General features: G+C 73.1%; 11 protein-coding genes, 2 tRNA genes and 2 pseudogenes. 7 read left to right on the top strand and 8 right to left on the bottom strand.

Annotation, left to right across the window (positions count from 1 at the left end; genetic code table 11):
* Position 1: 1 nt before the first annotated feature.
* The 3 genes from ACH5A8_RS11825 to ACH5A8_RS11815 all read right to left on the bottom strand — a co-directional run bounded on the left by ACH5A8_RS11825 (position 2) and on the right by ACH5A8_RS11815 (position 3,917).
* Positions 2-1,831, bottom strand: a complete 1,830-nt coding sequence (locus ACH5A8_RS11825) for an ATP-binding protein (RefSeq protein ID WP_399000622.1) — start codon at positions 1,829-1,831, stop codon at positions 2-4.
* Positions 1,828-2,568 (bottom strand): response regulator transcription factor, encoded by a 741-nt coding sequence (locus tag ACH5A8_RS11820; protein ID WP_399000620.1) that lies wholly within the window; start codon positions 2,566-2,568, stop codon positions 1,828-1,830. Before ACH5A8_RS11820 ends, ACH5A8_RS11825 begins: the two co-directional genes overlap by 4 nt.
* A gap of 452 nt (positions 2,569-3,020) precedes the next feature.
* Positions 3,021-3,917: a DUF2797 domain-containing protein gene (locus tag ACH5A8_RS11815; protein ID WP_399000618.1), complete on the bottom strand. Its 897-nt coding sequence runs from the start codon at positions 3,915-3,917 to the stop codon at positions 3,021-3,023.
* A 732-nt stretch (positions 3,918-4,649) separates the two neighbouring features.
* Between ACH5A8_RS11815 and ACH5A8_RS11810 the strand changes: the two genes are divergently transcribed.
* From ACH5A8_RS11810 to ACH5A8_RS11795, 4 genes and pseudogenes are all read left to right on the top strand, one after another.
* Positions 4,650-5,771, top strand: a complete 1,122-nt coding sequence (locus ACH5A8_RS11810; protein WP_399000616.1) for a polysaccharide biosynthesis protein — start codon at positions 4,650-4,652, stop codon at positions 5,769-5,771.
* On the top strand, positions 5,768-6,985 hold the full coding sequence (locus ACH5A8_RS11805; RefSeq protein ID WP_399000614.1) for a glycosyltransferase family 2 protein: 1,218 nt from the start codon (positions 5,768-5,770) through the stop codon (positions 6,983-6,985). Before ACH5A8_RS11810 ends, ACH5A8_RS11805 begins: the two co-directional genes overlap by 4 nt.
* A 78-nt stretch (positions 6,986-7,063) precedes the next feature.
* Positions 7,064-7,216: pseudogene (locus tag ACH5A8_RS11800) on the top strand (DUF6251 family protein); the annotation flags it as partial.
* 11 nt (positions 7,217-7,227) lie between these two features.
* Positions 7,228-7,338: pseudogene (locus ACH5A8_RS11795) on the top strand (protein kinase); the annotation flags it as partial.
* 477 nt (positions 7,339-7,815) lie between these two features.
* Here the strand turns inward: ACH5A8_RS11795 and ACH5A8_RS11790 are convergent.
* The 3 genes from ACH5A8_RS11790 to ACH5A8_RS11780 form a co-directional block, all read right to left on the bottom strand.
* Positions 7,816-9,237, bottom strand: a complete 1,422-nt coding sequence (locus tag ACH5A8_RS11790; RefSeq protein WP_399000612.1) for a hypothetical protein — start codon at positions 9,235-9,237, stop codon at positions 7,816-7,818.
* Between the two features lie 381 nt (positions 9,238-9,618).
* Positions 9,619-9,691, bottom strand: a tRNA-Arg gene (locus tag ACH5A8_RS11785).
* Positions 9,692-9,967: 276 nt separating this feature from the next.
* Positions 9,968-10,058: transfer RNA gene (locus tag ACH5A8_RS11780), tRNA-Ser, on the bottom strand.
* 171 nt (positions 10,059-10,229) lie between these two features.
* Here ACH5A8_RS11780 and ACH5A8_RS11775 point away from each other — a divergent pair.
* A complete protein-coding gene (locus ACH5A8_RS11775) occupies positions 10,230-10,805 on the top strand; it encodes an SSI family serine proteinase inhibitor (RefSeq protein WP_399000610.1) in 576 nt (191 codons plus the stop codon).
* Between the two features lie 361 nt (positions 10,806-11,166).
* Positions 11,167-15,753, top strand: coding sequence for a PAS domain-containing protein (locus ACH5A8_RS11770; RefSeq protein ID WP_399000608.1), 4,587 nt, complete (start codon positions 11,167-11,169; stop codon positions 15,751-15,753).
* A 253-nt stretch (positions 15,754-16,006) separates the two neighbouring features.
* Here the strand turns inward: ACH5A8_RS11770 and ACH5A8_RS11765 are convergent, their stop codons facing one another.
* Positions 16,007-16,585 (bottom strand): TetR family transcriptional regulator, encoded by a 579-nt coding sequence (locus tag ACH5A8_RS11765; protein WP_399000606.1) that lies wholly within the window; start codon positions 16,583-16,585, stop codon positions 16,007-16,009.
* 135 nt (positions 16,586-16,720) lie between these two features.
* Here ACH5A8_RS11765 and ACH5A8_RS11760 point away from each other — a divergent pair, with 135 nt between their 5' ends.
* A complete protein-coding gene (locus ACH5A8_RS11760; protein WP_399000604.1) occupies positions 16,721-17,980 on the top strand; it encodes an MFS transporter in 1,260 nt (419 codons plus the stop codon).
* A 120-nt stretch (positions 17,981-18,100) separates the two neighbouring features.
* Here ACH5A8_RS11760 and ACH5A8_RS11755 read toward each other — a convergent pair whose 3' ends face one another.
* Complete coding sequence (locus tag ACH5A8_RS11755; protein ID WP_399000678.1) at positions 18,101-19,744, bottom strand: long-chain fatty acid--CoA ligase; 1,644 nt, start codon at positions 19,742-19,744, stop codon at positions 18,101-18,103.
* Positions 19,745-20,008 lie beyond the last annotated feature (264 nt).

The raw sequence follows: 20,008 nt of genomic DNA, 5'->3' as shown, positions 1-20,008 counted from the left end.
CTCAACCGCCCTGTCGCATGGATGTGGTGACGCTGTGCCGTGCCTGTGAGTGGGCCTCCGGGTGGGTCTGCTGGAAGGTGGACGGCGGGGTCCGCCGCTCCGGAGGGCGGGCGGGGAAGCCCTCCGCCGGCCGGGAGGCGGACCGGCGGAGGGCTGCTGGGGGGAGGGCCGCTCGGTCGTGGGACGCCGGGCTGGAGGGCGCTTGGCCGAGGGCCGTCCGGTCGAGAGCCGCGCGATCGGCGGCCGCTCGGTCGAGGACCGCATGACCGAGGACCGCATGACCGACGGGACCTGTGCTGGGGGGCGCTGGGTCGAGGGCCGGCAGGTGGACGGTGAAGACGGTCCGGCCGGGCACGCTGTCGACGGTGACCGCGCCGCCGTGCGCGGCCGCCACGGCCTGCACGATGGCCAGCCCGAGCCCGGTCGAGCCGGTGGCGCGGGAGCGCGCCGAGTCGCCCCGCGCGAACCGTTCGAAGACGTGCGGCAGCAGCGCGGCCGGGATCCCCGGCCCGTCGTCCTCGACGTCCACGCGCAGCCACGGACCGCGCCGCCGCACGCGCGCGGTGACGGTCGTACCGGCCGGTGTGTGGGTGCGGGCGTTGGCCAGCAGGTTGACGAGCACCTGCTGGAGCCGCGCCGCGTCCGCCGACACGAGGGCGGGTTCGTCGGGCAGGTCGAGCCGCCAGGTGTGGTCCCGTCCGGCGGCCCGCGCGTCGCTGACGGTGTCGACGACGAGCGGTACGAGGTCGGTGTGCTCGAACCGCAGCGGCCGGCCCGCGTCCAGCCGGGCGAGCAGCAGCAGGTCCTCCACGAGCAGGGTCATCCGCCCGGCCTCGGACTCGATCCGGCCGAGCGCGTGCCGGGTGTCCGGGCCGACCTCTTCGCGTCCGCGCCGGGTCAGCTCGGCGTAGCCACGGATGGAGGCCAGGGGGGTGCGCAGCTCGTGGCTGGCGTCCGCGACGAACTGCCTCACCCGTGTCTCGCTCTGCTGCCGGGCGTGCAGCGCGCCGTTGATGTGGTCGAGCATGCGGTTGAGGGCCGCCCCGACCTGGCCGACCTCGGTGTGCGGGTCGGTCTCCGGCTCGGGCACGCGCTCGCTGAGGTTCACCTCGCCGGTGTGCAGGGGCAGTTCGGAGACGCGGGTGGCGGTGGCGGCGACGCGGCGCAGCGGACGCAGGGCGACGCCCACGATGGCGGCGCCGGCCAGCAGCGCGGCGACGAGTCCGGCGGCGGTGACGCTGACCTCGACGAGGATCAGGGTGTCGACGGTGTTCTCTACGTCGGAGGTGGGGACGGCCACGTAGTAGGCGCCGTTGGGGCTGCTGACGTACTCGACGCGGTATCCGCCGAGGCCGGGGATGTCCACCGTGTGCTTGGCGGCGTCCCGGGGGACCGCGTCGAGCGCGCTGATCTGCTTGCCGGTGAGCGGCACGGCGTCCGTCCAGGGGACGTTGTTGTCGTCGTTCACCTTCTTGCCGACCTTGGCGTCGGTGATGACGCCGTTCTCGACCTTCGCGGCGATCGTGTACTCCGGCTGCGGGCCCCGGGTGACGAAGTCGGTCAGGCCGCCGCCGGCCTGTCCGCCGGGCGCCACCACGGCGCCGTCGCGGCCGTCCGGCGGCCGCAGACCGCCCGACGCCCGCATGGCGACCTCCTTGAGCCGGCCGTCCAGCTGCTCGTACAGGTGGGAGCGCAGGGCGAGCGTCGTCACCGTGCCGATCACCGAGCAGACCACGGCGATCAGCACCATGGACGCGACGACGAGCCGTGTCCGCAGCGTGCGCGGCTTGGGTGCTCGCCTCTGCGTACGTGGCCGTCGTCGCCCGCTCACGAGACCGCGGGCTTGATCAGGTAGCCGGCGCCGCGCCGGGTGTGGATCATCGGCTCCCGGCCGGCGTCGATCTTGCGCCGCAGGTAGGAGATGTACAGCTCGACGACGTTGGCCTGCCCGCCGAAGTCGTACGACCACACCCGGTCCAGGATCTGCGCCTTGCTGAGCACGCGCCGCGGGTTGCGCATGAGGAAGCGGAGCAGTTCGAACTCGGTGGCCGTGAGGTGGATGTTGTCCCCGCCGCGCGAGACCTCGTGGCTGTCCTCGTCGAGGGTGAGGTCGCCGACGACGAGCACGGACTCCGAGCGCCGGTCGGCGGCGCCCGCGCGCCGGATCAGTCCGCGCAGCCGGGCGACGACCTCCTCCAGGCTGAACGGCTTGGTGACGTAGTCGTCCCCGCCCGCCGTGAGCCCGGCGATCCGGTCCTCCACGGCGTCCTTGGCGGTCAGGAACAGGACGGGCACGTCGGGGAGCTCGCGGCGCAGCCGTCCCAGGACGGTGAGTCCGTCCATGTCGGGCAGCATCATGTCGAGGACGACGGCGTCGGGCCGGAACTCGCGCGCGGTCTGGACGGCGCCCTGACCGTCCCCCGCGCTGCGTATCTGCCAGCCCTCGTACCGCAGGGCCATGGACAGCAGTTCGGTGATCGACAGCTCGTCGTCCACCACAAGCACCCGGACGGGGCTCCCGTCCGGCCTCAGCAGTTCGGTGCGCCCCTGGGGCGAGGTCGTGGTCATGGTGGACACCTTGTCGGCGCCCTCTGAGAACACGCTTGCACGAATCTGTGATTTCCCTGAGAAACGCACAGGCGCCTCTCAGGCAACTCCTGGGAAGCGGCGCTCGGTTCCGCTCCCGGCTCCGCTCCCGGTCCCGCTCCCGGCCCCGCTCCCGATCCCGGTTTCGGGGGTTCGCGCCGCCCCACGCCCCGGTCTCCAGCTTTCTGAGCCTCCGGGGCCTCCGGACCTCAGCGGACGGGCCCCTGCTCGTCCACCCAGAAGTCCGGCTCACCGAGGAACGCGTCGCGCTCGACGGGGCCGTAGGCGATGTCGAAGGTGCTCAGCCAGTACGACCAGTCCTGCATGCCGAGTGCGCCGCACCCCCTGACACCTCTCCCGGACCCAGCGCACCCATGCCCCGGCCCGGGCCGGCTCACCACTCCGCCCCACTCACTTCCCGCCCGACGGCCGTCTCAGAACAACCCGTCCTGCACTCCCGTCCCCCTCCCCGCCCCCGGCCCCTGCTTGAACGCCCGTACGGGAAGGGCGAGTCCGTCGGCCTCCCCCCGCCACTCCCCGAGCCCCCACCCGGTCATCAGCCGGGTGTCGAGCACGACGACCCGGCCGCCGGCCGCGAGGTGCAGGTCCGGCCCGGCGGCGGCGACCAGCTCGCCGCTCACGCCCCCGCCCGCGACCAGCTCCCTCACCTCGCCGACCGGCACGGGCGCCCTCGCCAGCCCGAACACCGCCATGTGGTCGACCGGCAGGAACGGCGCCCGCTCCAACGACTCCGGCCAGCCGGCGAGCGCGGTCGCACGGTCGTGCAGCTCCCGGATCTCGGCCGCCCGCTCGTCCGCGGACTCAGGCAGCGCGGACCGGACGGCCCGCTTCAGGGCGTAGGGGATCCGGTCGGGGACGCCGAGCGCGGCACGCAGCAGCTCCTCGGTCCGGCGGGCTGCCATCAAAGGTCCGGCGCCGAGCCGGCTGAAGCAGACGGCGCCCTGCTCCAGCAGCCGCGCCGACCCGCGCTCGACCGCCGTGATCCCCACCTTCACCATCCCGGGCCCGAACCACGCCAGATACACGTGGTACGGCCGCGGATCGTCCGCCATCGTGTCGGCGGCCACCGAGTGCGCCCGGTCCAGCCGCGCGCACTCCTCGCACCGCGCCCCCGTGCTCCGCCCCGACACCCCGGCCCGTACGGGACACGCGTGCCCCCGCGCTCCCACACATGTCCGCACGCCTCCTTCCACGACCTCGAAGGCCACGCGCTTCCCCCACGGCAGCGCACTGACCCGCCCGTCCCGCCACACCAGCACGGGACCGTCCGCCGACCACCGCAGCCCCGAGCACTCCCACACCTGTGCCATCACCCACGACCCTACGAGCCCCCACTGACAACGCCTCCCGACGACGCGACCATCACGAGTGCCGGCCGACCCTGCCCGACTCACCCTCCGCCGAGCGGTCGCGCCGGGCCACGGCCCTGACCCGGCAGTCGATGGAGGAACTCCGCCAGGAGGACAAGACGAGGTAAAACTTCTCCCACCCGGCGACGCCCTCGGACCCCGAGCCGCCCGCACCGGCCCGCCGTGCCGACCCTCGGCCTCCCCGGCCGAGCAGCGTTTCCGCCCCCGCGGCGGCGCACGTCCCCCGGCAACGTCACGGCCTCGGGTACGCCCCTTTCTCAGCCCGTCCCGCACGGGGGATCACTCACAAGCGGAGCGACGAAGTCCCGTACCAGCGCGCCGTTGTCGGCGATATTCGGGCCAACGGGTCGCCGTCGGAGCCCTGTCCGCCGCTCCCGCGAGCGGGACGCCCGGCAACAAGCCCTTCCGTTCCGCTGCGGACCTGCGATCCATGCGCCCCTTCGTATGCTGCACAGGCCGCGAAACGGCTATTAAGCCTCTTAACGCCAGACAACCTGACTTAGTGTTAACACTACGTTATGCACCATCTTCACGAGCTGCACACACTCCTTGCACATGCTTCACGCTTCATGCAAAAGTTTGCCGAAGATCGCACACATGTCGCTCCACCAGCCCCACGGCGGTGGCTGCCGTTTCATGCCTGCACAGGCAAGGTCACCAGTGAGGTAGTCCATGACGAGAGTTACGCCGGGTCTGCGCTACGAGCCCGTGTCCGCGTCCCCGGCCGCGCTGCTGGACGGACCGGTCGAGATCAGCCACACCGCCGAGGCCCGGAGCCTCGTCGCCGGACGCCGGATTCTCGTCACCGGAGGAGGGGGATCCATCGGCAGCGAGATCGCCCGCCAGCTGCACCGGCTGTCCCCCGAGAGCGTGTACCTGGTCGACCACGACGAAGGCGCGTTGCACGCGGTGCAGTTGGACATTCACGGACACGGTCTGCTGGATGACGAGACCATCGTCCTCGGCGACATCCGCGAGCCGGCCGCCATGCACAACCTCATGGCCACCGTCCGCCCGCACATCATCTTCCACGCCGCGGCGCACAAGCACCTGCCGCTCCTGGAGCGCTATCCCGTACAGGGGCTGCGGACCAATGTCCTGGGCACCGCGAACGTCCTCCGCGCCGCCGAGGCGGCCGGCGTCGAGCGCTTCATCTTCGTCTCCACGGACAAGGCCGCGAACCCGACCTCCGTACTGGGCCTGACGAAGCGTCTCGGCGAGGTCCTCACCCAGGCTCACGCCGACAGCCCGATGCGGGTCGCGTCGGTCCGCTTCGGCAACGTGCTCGGCAGCCGGGGCTCCTTCCTGCAGAGCCTGGCGTGGCAGGTGCGCCACGACGTGCCGATCACCGTCACCAGCCCCGACGTCACACGGTTCTTCATGACCATCCCCCAGGCATCCGCCCTGGTCATCGAGGCCGCGGTGATGGCCGACAAGGGCGAGACCTACGTCCTCGACATGGGCGCGCCCGTCCGCATCGCCGAGCTCGTCGAGCGGTACGCCTCCATGATCGGCGCGAAGGCTCCCGTCATCCGGTACACCGGCCTGCGGCCGGGCGAGAAGCTGCACGAGGAACTGCTCGACGAGAACACCGAGCAGCGGGAGCCGACGCCCAGCGAGCGCATCTGGTGCGTACGCGCCCGTCGCCCGGTGCCCGCGAGCATGTTCGAGCGCGTCTACTCGCTGCAGGCGCTGGTGGACCTGAACCTGCCGACGGCGGTCGTCCCGTCGATGCGCGGGATCCTGGAGGAGGCGCTCGACGACGCCCGCTCTCCCCTGGCGCTGTCGGCATGAACATCGGCTCCTTGGCGGCCCTGGCCGTCTCGGTCCTCGTCGTGCCGCTGCTGTTCACGCTGGTCGACATGGCGGGAAGTCTGCGCGCGCACAGCGCCCGCCGTACCTACGACCCTCCCACCACCGAGGAGGACTTCGAAGTCCTCGTGCCGATCTACGGCAACGTCAGGTACCTCGAGAACGTGCCCTACCTGCGGGACTACGGCAGGCGTGTCCTGCTCTGCACCACCACCAGCGAGACTCCTGAGTTCGACGCGCAGCTGGAGACCATCGCCGCCGCCAACGGCTTCAGGATCTTCCGCGGCGAGGTGCCGCGCCCCAGTGAGGGCCGGTCGGGCAAGCGGCAGACCGGCGGCACCATCCGGGACCGCGTGGTGCGCGACGCCCTGGAGACGGTACGGGCGCCGTGGGTGGTGTGCATCGACGCGGACACCATCACGACCAGGCCCCTCGGGGAACTCGTCGGAGCCCTGGCCGCACGCCGTCTGGACCTGGCCTCGATCCGGCTCGTCCCCTCCAACACGGAGAAGGTGCTCGGCCGCATACAGGTGCACGAATACCGTCTCGCGATGCAGTTGCGCCGGGTGGTGCCCTGGCTGGTCTCAGGTGCGTGCCACGCGGCGCGCACCGAGGTTCACCGACAGGTCATGCGCCGCCACTCGCTGTTCTTCCAGGGAAACGACGTCGAGCTCGGGATCCTGGCGGATTCGCTCGGTTACCGGGTGGGGCACGTGCCGTTCGAGGTGCCCACCACCGTCCCGGACCGGGTCAAGCCCTGGCTGCGGCAGAGACTGGCGTGGGCCGGCGGTGAGGTCCGGCTGTTCATCGTCAACGCGAGGCTGGCCCGGCGGCACCCGCTGATGTGGGCCTACGGCGCCGCGGCGTTCCTGCTGGCACCGGTCCGCTGGATCACCGCGGTCGACCTGGCCAGGGACCTCCCGTGCACCCTCAGCATCCTGGTACTGGCCGTCGTGACGTTCCTGTACCTGGCGCTCGCCTTCTACGTGCACTGGCAGAAGCGGGACGCGACACTCTGGCTGATGCCCTTGTACGGGGCCCTCTCCAGCCTGGTGATCACGCCTCTCGGCCTGCTCTGGTACATCAAGATGGGCGCCTCCGACCACAACTGGGGGATCATCCGCCTCGCCGGCCGCCACCGCAACAGCCGTCCCGGAGCACAGTCGGACAGCGCTGTGGAGACGACGAGAAGCTGAGCACGCTCTGGCCGGCCCACCCAGGGCCGGCCGCACCGGCCACGGCAGCAGGACGCCACCCGCCGACAGCTTCACGCCCTCGGCCCGCGCCCCGACGGCAGCCACGTCCACGCCGGCCCCACCGCCATGCCCGCTCAGCAGCCGTCCGGGCCGCGGACGGCGCACATCCACCAGGGGCCACCGGACCGCATGGTGCAGCGCGTCGCGCCCGGCTCCGGTCTCGGAGCCTGAAGGCCGTCGACGGCTGCCTCGCCCACTACGAGGCGCCGAAGATCGCGCGCAGCGTGCTCGCGACCGGAGAGGCAGAGCCTACGCAGGAAACCGACATCCATGCGCTCGGCGCGTCCCTGCTCCCGGGTCAGGACCCCGGTGCCGATGGCACCGGGGCGCTTGGCGTGCTCGTCCACGGGCGCTGCTGGAACCCCGTTCCCCCGTTGACGAGTTGGAGAGGGTTCTGACCTGAGCCACCGAAAGTCAGCCACGACGGCGGGTGCGCCGAACGAGCGTCCGTCACGTGTGCTTCCAGCAACCACCCGCCGGCCTCAGCCACGCTTCTTCAACGCGTCACGGTCCTCGGCCCCATTTCGGCCGGGGCGTTGTCAGCACGGCTGCATGACGCATGGGCACTGACTGCGGCTCTGCGGTCGATCCGGTTCACAGCGGTGGCCGGTTGGGCGGTGCGGTCGCGCTTGGTCGTGGTCGGCCTGGTCCTGGTGCTCGGGCGGTCGGGCCTTACCACGGCCTGTTCGTTGGCGCTCGTGATCACTGGTCCAAGTGCGCCTCGCGTCAGGATTCCCGCTCTCCCGCCAGGTTCAGGTCGACCAGTTTCTTCAGTTCTTCAGGTCAAGGACGATCAGGTGCATGCTGTCCGTGCCGGCGTACGTGACGAACACTCCCGCGCCCTCGGTGATGGCGTTCGGGGTAATGGTCGCTTCCGGTAGGGGCTTGGCGGCGCCCGTGGTGACGGACACGGAGACCGGAGTCCTCGGCGTGTCCTCGCCGGCCAGGCCGTAGGCGGTGCCGTCGTCGCCGACAGCCGCGAGGGTGATCTTCTTGGCGCCCTCACCGCTGTCGGTGCACGTGCCCTTGCCCGTCTTCAGGTCGAAAACACTGCCGCCCTTGACCAGATAACGGCCGTCGGGGGACAGGGCCGGCCGCACCTCCGCGAGGTTCTTCGGGCTCGGAACGTCCGCGCCGTACTCGGTCTTCATGGTCCGGCACGGGGCGGTGGCCTGGACGGCTCCGGTCGCGAGGTCGTGGACGGCGGAGACGTCGTCCGACCCCTTGAGCCAGTTGGCGATCACGTGGTTGCCGGCGGCACCGACGATGCGGCCGTTGGGCGTCTCCTCCGTGCCGAAGCCCACGTTCTCTTCCTTGCGGACGGCTTCGACGCCGGGCGGAGCCACCTTCGTACTCCGCCAGCCGCCGTCTGCGCCGAAACCGCCGTCGCCCCCGGCGCCTTCTTCACCGTTGGTCACGAGGCCCGCCGGGCCCTGGAACGACATCAGATAGTCGGGATCGGCCGCCTTCCCGTTCAGCGTCACCTTCGCCTTGCCGGTGTCGGTGACCTTGCCGTCGGGAGACACCAGGATGCTGTCGCCGCCGTACGAGGTGACGACCAGGCCCCCGGGCCCGGGGAAGACGCTGGGCCGGTCGAACTCGCCCTCCGGCGCTTCGGCGTTCCCTGCGCCGACCGGGGAAACGTCCTTCCCGGAGGCGTCGGCCGGGTAGAAGGCCACGGAGATGACCTCCTTGTACTCGTGGAGCTCGTCCTTGCGGGCCTCGCCACGCGCCCACACTGCGAAGTAGTCGCGCTTCGTACCGGGGATCAGGGCGATCTGCGGGACCGCCAGCGCGCCGGACTGCTCGTCGCTCTGCTCCTTCGTGAGCTTGGGGCCCTTCCACGGCTTGCTCGTGGACAGCACCTTGCCGGACGACGCCTCCCGGACGGTGAGGACATAGCCCTGCGCGGTCTTGTCGAGGTACGCGACGGAATCACCCTTCCCCGAAACCGCGTAGGGCAAGGGCTGCCCCTGAGGAAGCCAGCCGGCCTCGACCTCCCAGCCCTTGGCGCCGTCGAAGGCGGCCGGTGCGGTGATCTTGCTCTTCAGCGGGACGCCGCTGGTACCCCCGGTGCCGCCCCCGTGCGCACCCCCGCCTCCGGTGGCGCCGCTGTCGGATTCGCAGCCCGACAGGATGCCCACGAGCGCACCCGCCAGCAGCACGGACACCGCCGTCTTGCCGATCCTCATCCTCAGTCCCTCTGGATTCATGGGGCGATGAGGCGAAGTGCCATCTCCCCCCGGTGGATGGTCTTCGAACGATCAAGCAAAGGTGGAGATTAGCAGCCGTACGCGGTGCAGGCCGAAGACTCCGTTCGGCTCCCAGACGCCGTGTGCTCTCGTGGGTCCCATAAGGTTTGCTTCCGTGACCTGTACCACATGCGCGCGCCCGTGAGCAGGGCGCCGACACTCGCGTGATCAACGATCCCGATGCCGGCGACCGCGCGGCGGTCATCCTCGTAGCGGTCTGGTCCGCCCCACACCCGCCCTCTGAGGCTTGCCGTCAAACACTGCCGTCAAGGCAAAAGCCAGAGGCCCTGTGGATCACTCCACAGGGCCTCTGAACTGTTGTGCACTCGGCAGGATTCGAACCTGCAACCTTCTGATCCGTAGTCAGATGCTCTATCCGTTAAGCTACGAGTGCTTGTTCTGTTTTTCGTCTTCGCTCCCGGTCCTTTCGGCCCGCTCGCGGCGACAGGAAGAACATTACATGACTGCCGCCGTCATGTGAAATCCATTCCTCCCACCCGGCCTGACCTGCGGAAACGTGATTCGGGGACCAGGCGGTGCCGACGGCCGGAGAGGCCGTCCGAGGGGCGAGGGCGGCGAAAAGTGACGGGGGCCACTCTTGACCGGTCGGGGGCTGCCGAGGAACGCCCGAAGCCCCGGTCCAGGGGACCGGGGCTTCGGGGATCTTGCGCGGAGGCGGAGGGATTTGAACCCTCGATGGGCTTTAAGGCCCAAACCGCATTAGCAGTGCGGCGCCATAGACCGGACTAGGCGACGCCTCCAGCAACCGCTCACGCGAGCGCGCGATCGGTGCGTGCAGATGATGACACAGACTTGCGGGGTGCCACCAATCGCCACCCACGGTACTAGGCGGGCGGCCCCCAGGGCAAAGCCCTTGTCCCGCTGTGTCGGCCGGTACGCAACCTCCGGCCGGTTGCCGCGTTGGTCCGGACATGGTGCAGGTCAGCTTTCCCTCATCCCGTCCTTCCCTTCCGTCCCGGCCTTCTCGTCCTCTCCGGCACGCCGCCTCGCTCCGGGTCGCGTCGCGGCTCCTCCTGGGCGCCGTCGCCTCCGCCGCCGCGCTCGCGGCACTGTTCCCCGGCGCGGCCGTGGCCGGCGCCGGCGCGCCGCCGCCCGTCCGGGACGAGGACCGGTCCGGCGACCACCTCGTCGTCACCGTCCGGGACGCGGGCGACGGCCGGAACGGGACGTACGAGCTGTACTGCCATCCCGAGGGCGGCAGCCATCCGGATGCGCGAGGCGCGTGCGGGGCGCTCGACCGGAACGCGCGCTGGGGCCGTGACACCTTCGCGTCCGTGCCGGACGGCAGCGTCTGCACCCTGCAGTACGGCGGTCCGGCCACCGCCCATGTCACCGGGAGCTGGGCCGGGCGCCGCGTCGACGCGACGTACAGCCGCGCCAACGGCTGCGAGATCGAGCGCTGGAACCGGCTGGTGCCGTTCCTGCCCGACCTCGGGTCCCGAGCGGTTCCGGCGGGGTGGCCCCGAGCGGTCACCGCAGGGTCGTGAACGGTTCCGGCCGGGGCCCGAGCGGTTCCCGGCCGGGGCGGCCGGGTGCTGAGCGGTTCCCGGCCGGGTGCCGGCCGGGACCGGCCCCGGGGGGGGCGAGCGGCCCCCCGAGACCAGTCCCCGGGGCGTGGGCGGGCCGGGTCGGTTCGCGGGTGCCGGAGGCCGGTGGGGGCGCGTGGGGCGGGAGGCGGCGGGTTCGGGCGTGTTCGGGCCGGACGTCACCTCGTCGTGCGACCTCCCTCTCATCCGCCGTCGCGGGCGCAACGTCAGCGCTTAGACTCCTTCGCGTGACACGCCGCGGGCCGGTTGGCAAGATGGCCCCCGCGGTCGGCAAGGTGCGGTGACAGGGAGGAAGCGTCTCGTGAGCAGCAGGCCATCCCGAGGCGCTGCTCGCCTCGCTGCCATACTCGACGCGCTGCCCGACGCCTTGGTGCTGGTCAACGCGAACGGCACGGTCGTCAACGCCAACACCATCGCCCTGGAGGCCTTCGAGACCCCGGGCACGGCCCTGGTGGGGCGCGGGCTGCTCGACCTGCTGCCGCAGTTCGACTCCAAACTCATCCCCGGCTCCATGCGCCGGCCCGACCACATCGACCCGCGCGCCCGCACCAAGCCGACCCGGATGACGGCCCGGCGGACCGACGGCACGGAGTTCCCGGTCGAGGTCACGAGCGCGAATCTGCAGAACGGCCAGCAGGCCTACGACACCTCCGGCTACACCGGCGACGAGCTGCTGATGCTGGTCGTGCGCGACCTGTCCGGCACCGTCGACACCGAGGCCGAGCTGGCCCGTTCGCAGCGGCAGACCGAGATGATCCTGCGGGCCGCCTCCGAGGGCGTGGTCGGGACCGACACCGACGGGCGGATCGTGCTCGTCAACCCCGCCGCCGCCCAGATCCTCGGCTACCGGGCCGGCGAGCTCGGCGGCCGCGAGCTGCACACCCTCGTGCTCCACTCCCGTGCCGACGGCGCCCCCTTCCCCTACGAGGAGTCGCCGCTCGCCGACACCCTGCGCTCCGGACGCAAGCACCGGGTGCGCGGGCAGGTGCTGTGGTCGAAGTCCGAGGACAAGGTGCCCGTCGACCTGACCACCGCGCCCGTCCGGGACGGCGACCAGCTCGTCGGCGCCGTGATGACCTTCACCGACCGCCGCCCCTACGACGCCCTCGTCGAGGAGAAGGCCGCCGCCGAGAAGCTGCACGAGGAGGAGCTGGAGCGGCTCGCCGAGGAGCACGGCTCCGAGCTCACGGCCCTGCGCCAGCGGCACGTCGCCGAGATCGAGGAGCTCACCGAGCGGCACGCGGAGGAACTCGCCGCGAACGAGGAGCGGTACGCCGCGCTCGGCGAGCGCGAGAAGGACCGCTACGAAGCCCTCGCCGCCCGCCACGAGCAGCTGCTCACCCTCCTCGGCGGCTCCCTGCGCGGCCCCCTGGACGAGCTGCGCCGCGAGCTGGCCGCCCTCGCCGCCGACGACGCCGGCCAGCTGTGGCCCGAGGCCAACCAGGTGCTGCACCACCTGTCCGCCGGCTACTCGCGGATCACCACCCTCATCGACAACGTCCTCGGCTACCAGCGCCTCGACATCGGCAGCGAGGAGATCACCCGTACGAAGGTGATGCTCGACGCGGTCGTCGCCGCCGGTGTGGACGGCGCCGTCGAGCTCGTCGGGCCCGGCCGGGTGCAGTTCGCCGTGCACGCGCCGCCCATCGAGGCGGAGGTCGACCCGCAGCGCCTGGCCACCGCCCTCGCGCATCTCGTCGCGGACGTCGCGGGCGTGGACGCCACCGGCAACTCGCCGGTGTCGGCGGGCGGTTACATGGACAACACCGTCGTCGTCGCGGCGGCGCAGCGCGGCAACGTCGTGCGGATCGAGGTACGCGGGCCGTACACCGGGGGCGACCCGGTGCACGAGCCGATCGTGCGCGGGATCGTCCGGGCGCACGGCGGCGTGCTCCAGACGGTCGAGGTCCCGGGGATGAGCGGCAGCGCGTACGTCCTCGAGGTGCCCATCGGCGACGGGGCGGGCGCCGTCGCCGCCGACCACGTTCCCGACTACGCGCAGGACGCGGCGGTCGCCGCCGTCGAGGCCGCCCCGGACGCGCGGCCGGCCGAGGGCGTCTCCGCCCGGATCGCGCTGCCCGCGCAGGCCTCCGGCGGTGGCCGCCGGCGAGCCCGGCGCTCCTCCACGGACGCGTTCCTGGACGGCGACGACGGCGAGGCCGAGGTCCCGGCCGACGGCGACCCCCGGACGGTGCCGACCGGGCGGCGCAGGCGGCGTGCGGCCGAGGATTCCGCGCGGATCCCGGCCCAGAGCGCGGGCGAGGACACGCCTCAGGAAGCCCTGACGACCGGGTCCGGCGGCACGGGACGGCGGCGCGGCCGGTCCGCCGAGGGCGCGGGCGTCGCCGAGATTTCGGGCGTCGCCGGGAGCGCGGGCGTCGCCGGGAGTACGGGTGTTTCCGAGGGCGCCGTGGTCACGGCGGCCGAGCACGCCGCGGGCGCGGCGGCCTCGGGTTCCGGCCTGGGCGCCGCGGTGCCGCCGCAGGGTGTGCCCGGGCCCACGGGACGGCGCGCCCGGCGTGAGACCGGTGAGCCCCAGGCCCTGCCCCAAGCCCTGCCCCAGGCTCTGCCCCCGGGTCTCCCGGCGGCAGCGGACGCGGCGGTGCCCGCCACTCCCACGCCTCCCACGAATTCCGCCGTGTCCGGCGCGCCGGGGCCGGTCGCGCCCGCGCCCGGTTCCGTTCCCGCCGCCCCCACCGCTCAGGTCGAGACCTCCGCCGGGCAGCCGACCGGACGGCGGCGGCGTGCCCTGGCGGCCGCGAACGAGCGGGCCGCCGCGCAGGAGGCGGCCCCGCGCACGGTCTTCGCCCTGCCTCCCGCCGACGCCGACCGGCCGACGCCCGAGGCCCCGGACGCACAGCCGCCGGTACGCGTCCCCGCCCAGGGCACGGGCCCGGGCGCCGGTGCCGACGAGGGGCGGCACGACGCCGTACCGCACGACCGGGCCGACGATCACACTCCGCCGCAACCGCATCCGACGAACGCGCCCACGGGCCGTCGGCGGCGGGCGATGGCCCAGCCGCCGGAGACCCCGGCGACGGACGCGACGCCCCTGTCGAGCGCCCCCAGTGCCCCTGGCGCGCCCGGCATCCCCGGCACCCCCGGCGTGCCTGTGCAGGGTGGTGCGCCCGCGCAGGGCGGTCCGGTCGCGCCCGGTGGCGTGGGGCCGGCCGGTTCCCCGGTCGCTCCGCGCGCCGTTCCCCCGGTCCGTCCCGGGCTGCCGGGCGCCGTCGAGCCGCAGGCCGCCGGGACGGCGCCGACCGGCCAGGGTGCGGCACCCGTCCCCGCCGAGTCCCCCGCCGTTCCGGCCGCCCCTGGACAGGCGGCCGCGGCCCCCGGTGGGCCGCTCCCGGCCGAGTCCGTCTCGCCCCGAGGCGGCGACACCTCCGGCGCGGGTGTCCCCGTACCGCCGGTTCCACCCGTACCGCCGAACGCGCCCGGCACTCGGACCGCACCCGCCGGGCCCGGCGCCCCACTGCCCCCGAGCAGCCCGGACGGCGCTCCAATGCCCCCGGCTCAGCCCCAGCCCCAGCCGCCCGCTACGCCGCCGCACGGCACCCCCGCCGCCGGCACACCGGCCGTCGGGACTCCGGCCACCGGGACTCCGCTCCCGCCCGAGCAGGCCGCCGGCCGGCTGCCGGGGCAGAGCGGTCCGGCGACGGCCGGGCAGCCCGCGGTGGAGGGCGCCGGGCCGCGGGCGGCTCAGCCGCTGCCCGCCGAGGCCGCCGCGTCGATCGACCCGAACTCGACACAGGGCCGTGCGATCAGCGTGCGCACGCTCGGCCAGGGCGTGCCCTTCAGCCGTCAGGCCGCGCAGGTGCAGCAGCCGTCGGCGACGCCACCCCCGCACGCGGCGGGGGGTTCCGGCCGCCGTCGCAAGCTGGGGACGCCGCCCGACCCGGCCGCATCCCGTGCGGAGCAGCGCCCGGAGCAGGGCGCCCGTCCGCACCTGTCGGCCGAGCAGCCCCCCGCGCCGTCCGTGCCGCAGTCGCAGGCGTCCCCTGCCGGACAGCCCCGGCTCGCGCCGGGCACCGAGGGCGCCGGACGCTCGTACGCCATAGGGGCACCGGACGAAAACGCCGCCGAGGGACCCGAGCCGCTGGACGGTCCGGGCGGCGCCGTGGAGATCGCGGACACCCCGCGACCGCAGCCGATGGACGACGAGCTGCCCCCGGAGCCGCTGGACAACCCGCGGCGGCTGCTGGTCTGGCCGGCCCCCGACGTCACCACGCAGCAGGCGCTGAGCGACCGCGGCTACCGGCCCGTCATCGTGCACTCGCGCGAGGAGGTGGACGCGCAGATCGCGGCCTTCCCCGCCGCCCTGTTCGTCGACCCGCTGACCGGGCCGATCACGCGGACCGCGCTGCAGTCGCTGCGGCAGGCGGCCGTCGCCGCGGAGGTCCCGGTGCTGGTCACCGCGGGGCTCGGACAGGCGACACGCGAGGCGGCCTACGGCGCCGATCCCGCCGTACTGCTGAAGGCGCTCGCTCCGCGCGACAGCGAGCAGCACCCGCCGCGGGTCCTGCTGGTCGAGGAGCACGCGGAGATCGCACTGGCACTGACCGCGACGCTGGAGCGGCGCGGGATGCAGGTGGCGCGGGCCGCGAGCGACAACGACGCGGTGACGCTGGCGGGGCAGTTCCGGCCGAACCTGGTCGTGATGGACCTGATGCAGGTGCACCGCCGCCAGGCCGGGATCCTGGACTGGCTGCGCGCGAACGGGCAGCTCAACCGCACGCCGCTCGTCGTCTACACGGCCGCCGTCGATCCGGCCGAGCTGCCGCGGCTCGCCTCCGGAGAGACGGTGCTGTTCCTCGCGGAACGCTCCACCAGCGCCGAGGTGCAGACGCGGATCGTGGACCTGCTGGCCCGCATCGGGACCAACTGACCGCTCGGGCGCCCGTAATGCCGCTTGGCCGCACGCACTGCGGGCCGTCGGCCCGTTCTGCCGTTCCGCCGTTCCGCCGTTCCGCCGTTCTGCCGTTCTGCCGTCCCGCCGTTCTACCGCGGGCACTGTCGGCCGGCTGCCCACATCGGCGGCCGGCTGCCCGCGCAGCCGACCGGCGCCCGGTCCGCGGTGCCCGCCGGTCGGCATTGCGGTCGACCCTTCGTCGGGCCGTCCGTCCCCGCCCGCGCGGGCGCTACTTCGCCACGAGCCTGCGGGCCGCCTCCTTGATGGACGCCCGCAGCCGCTGCCGGTCGGCGCCCTCGGCGCCGACCAGGATGCGCTGGATCTGGGGCACGGCGACCGCCCAGTTGGCCAGCGCGATCAGCAGGAACATCAGGTCCCGGGCGGGGATCGCGTCGGTGATCACGCCCCGGTCCTGGCCGTCCTGGATCGCGGCGACCTTGCGGGCGTAGTGGTCCTGGCGCTCGGCCTCGTCGGGCAGTTCGGCGGTGCCGTACTCGATGCCCTCCCAGAACAGCAGGCGCAGGAACTCGGGGTGGGCCGCGTGGTAGTCCAGCAGACGGTCGATCCAGCCCTCGATGTCGTCGGCGTCGACCGGTACCGCCGCCGCGAGATCGACCATCGAGCGGCCCAGCACCTGGGAGAACAGCTGGTCCTTGTTGCCGAAGTAGGCGTAGATCAGCTGCTTGTTGGCCTTGGCCTCGCTCGCGATGCGGTCGATGCGGGCGCCCGCGATGCCGTGCCGGGCGAACTCGGCGACCGCCGCCGCGAAGATCCGGGCCTTGGTGGCCTCTGGGTCTCTTGCTGCCATGGGGACAGGGTAACGCCGTAAGCAACCAACTATTTGGTTGACAGGGAATCCGCCGCCGCCGCAGACTGTTCCACGTTCCAACCAACCAGTTGGTTGTAATACGACCCGCACGTCCGCATCGGAGGCCCACAGCCCATGCCGTCGTCACCCGCCCCCACCACCACGACCACCTCCACCGCCGCGGCCGCCACCACGGCTCCGACCGCCGGCACCGGTGCCGGCGCCAAGGCTGTCCCCGGCCCCGGACCGAGCCTCGGCCCCACCGCCTTCCTGGCCCTCATCGCCCTGTGCACGGCGGTCACCGCCGGCAACATCTACCTCGCTGCCCCGCTGCTCCCGCTCATCGCCCGGGACTTCGGCACGGTGCCCTCCGCGGTGGCCTGGATCGCCTCGGTGGCGCAGTTCGGATACGCGGCAGGCCTGCTGTTCTTCGCCCCGCTCGGCGACCGGGTGAACCGGCGCCCGCTGGTGGCGGCACTGTCCCTGGCGACGACGGCGGCGCTCGTCGTGGCCGCGGCGGCGCCCGGCACGGCCGCTCTCGCGGCGGCGGTGTTCGTCGCCTCCGCCGCGACGGTGGTGCCGCAGCTGCTCGTCCCGATGGTCGCCGAGCGCGCCCCCGCCGACCGCCGCGCGCGGCACGTGGCCGCCGTGATAGCCGGCCTGTTCACCGGCATCGTCGCCGCCCGGGTGCTCGGCGCGCTGGTCGGGCAGGCGTTCGGCTGGCGCTGGGTGTTCGTGGGCGCGGCGGCGCTGACCCTCGTGCTCGGGCTGGCGACGGCGTCCGCCCTTCCCGCGGAACGCCGCCGCGGCACCGGTCCGCTGCTGTCCGGCGTCACCGCGCTGCCCGGACTCGTCCGGCGGTCGCCCGACCTGTGGCGGGCGTGCCTGCGGCAGGCCGGCATGTTCGGCGCCTGGAGCGCGCTGTGGACCTCGCTCGCGCTGCTGCTGACCGGCCGGCCCTACGGGCTGTCGACCGCGACGGCCGGTCTGTTCGGCCTCTTCGGGCTGGCCGCCAGTGCGGTGGCCCCGCTGGCCGGCGGTCTGGTCGACCGGTTCGGCGCGGCCAAGGTCGTACGGTCCGCGTACGTGCTGGCCGCCGTGTCCGTGCCGCTGTTCTGGCTGGGCGGGCAGGCGATGGCGGCGCTGTTCGTGGCCGCGATCGCGATCCACGCGGCCCTGGTGGCCTCCCACGTCGCCAACCAGACCCTGGCCCTGACGACCACCTCCACCCCCGCGACCGCCAACACCGCCTACGTCGTCTCCGGCTTCGCGGGCGCGGCCCTCGCCTCCTCGGTCGCGGCCCCCGCCTTCGCCCACTGGGGCTGGTCCGGGGTGTGCGCGGTGGCGGCGGTGTGGCTGGTGCTGGGCTGGACGGCGACGGCCGTACGGCGGTGATGCCCGCGCGGGCGGGGGCACCACCGCCTGCGACCTGCTCGGTGTACTCGACCTGCTCGGTGTACTCGACCGGCTGGGCGTACTCGGCGTACTCGGGGTGCGGCCGTCACCGCCCCCGTCTCAGAACTCGGTGACGTCCAGCTCGCCCTCCGCGTACTGCCTGCGCAGGACCTTCTTGTCGAACTTGCCGACGCTGGTCTTCGGCACCGACTCGATGATCGTCCAGCGCTCGGGGAGCTGCCACTTGGCGATCCTGCCCTCCTCGGCGAGGAAGTCGCGCAGCGCCTCGAAGCCCACGCCGGCGCCCTCCTTGAGGACGACGGTGGCCAACGGGCGCTCGCCCCACTTGTCGTCGGGGACGGCGACGACGGCGGCCTCGGCGACGTCCGGGTGGGACATCAGGGCGTTCTCCAGGTCGACCGAGGAGATCCACTCGCCGCCGGACTTGATGACGTCCTTGGCGCGGTCGGTGAGGGTGAGGAAGCCGTCCGGGCTGATGGTGCCGACGTCGCCCGTCTTCAGCCAGCCGTCCTCGCTGAACTTGTCGGCGGGGCGCAGCGGTTCGGCGTCGGGGCCGTTGTAGTAGGCGCCGGCGATCCACGGGCCGCGGACCTCGAGCTCGCCGGCGGACCCGCCGTCCCAGGGGAGGCGTTCGCCGCCGGGGCCGGTCAGACGGGCCTCGACGCCGGCCGGGAAGCGGCCCTGGGTGAGGCGGTAGCCGAACTCCTCGTCGGTACCGGCCGCGTGGGCCGGCGGGCGGGCCACCGTGCCGAGCGGGGAGGTCTCCGTCATGCCCCAGGCGTGACAGACCCGCATGCCGAGCTTGTCGAACGCCTGCATGAGGGAGGGCGGACAGGCCGAGCCGCCGATGGTGACCTGGGTGAGGGAGGAGACGTCGCGGGGACGGGCGGTCAGCTCGGCGAGCAGACCCTGCCAGATGGTGGGCACGGCGGCGGCGTGCGTCGGGCGCTCGCCCTCGATCATCGCGGCGAGCGGCGCGGGCTGCAGGAAGCGGTCCGGCATCAGCATGTTGACGCCGGTCATGAAGGTGGCGTGCGGCAGGCCCCAGGCGTTGACGTGGAACTGGGGCACGACGACGAGGGTGGTGTCCTGGTCGGTCAGGCCCATCGACTGCGTCATGTTGACCTGCATGGAGTGCAGGTAGATCGAACGGTGGCTGTAGACGACGCCCTTGGGGTCGCCGGTGGTGCCGGAGGTGTAGCACATGGCGGCGGCCTGGCGTTCGTCCAGCTCGGGCCAGTCGTAGGTGGTCGGCCGGTCCGCGATCAGGTCCTCGTACTCGTGCACGCGTGCGGAGGAGCCGTCGAGCGGGGTGCGGTCGCCGGGGCCCGTCACGACGATGTGCTCGACCGTCCTCAGGTGCGGCAGCAACGGGGCGAGCAGGGGGATCAGGGAGCCGTTGACGATGATCACGCGGTCGGCGGCGTGGTTGACGATCCAGGCCAGCTGCTCGGCGGCCAGGCGCAGGTTGAGCGTGTGCAGCACCGCGCCCATGGCGGGGACGGCGAAGTACGCCTCGACGTGCTCGGCGTTGTTCCACATCAGGGTCGCGACCCGGTCGTCGTCCCGGACGCCGAGTTCGTCGCGGAGGGCGTTCGCGAGCTGTACCGCGCGGGCGCCCGCCTCGGCGAAGCTGCGGCGCTGCGGCTCCCCCTCCCCGGTCCAGGTGGTGATCTGGGACCGTCCGTGCACCCGCACTCCGTGGAGGAGGATGCGGGTGACGGTCAGCGGTACGTCCTGCATGGTGCTCAGCACGGCGGCGTCCTCCCGAGGCGGCGTTGCCTACGCGGTGGTAGGGGGTGCGCTGATTCTGCGCACATACCGAGCGGTATGTCACTAGGCCCGGGTGATCGATCACCGCGCCATTGCCCACATCGGTCTTCGGCGGGGAGTGCGGTGAGAGGCGGCGGACGCGCCGTGCGCGTCGGGGCGGGCCGGTCGCGGTCGCGTGAGGGCGGGGCGGAGCCGACCGCAGGAGCGCCAGGGGGTGGGGCCGACCGCGGGGGC

It is taken from the genome of Streptomyces sp. NPDC018610, assembly GCF_044391765.1.
GTDB lineage: Bacteria > Actinomycetota > Actinomycetes > Streptomycetales > Streptomycetaceae > Streptomyces.
The sequence above is the reverse complement of the archived record's forward strand: the minus strand, read 5'-3'. Positions and strand labels throughout refer to the sequence as shown.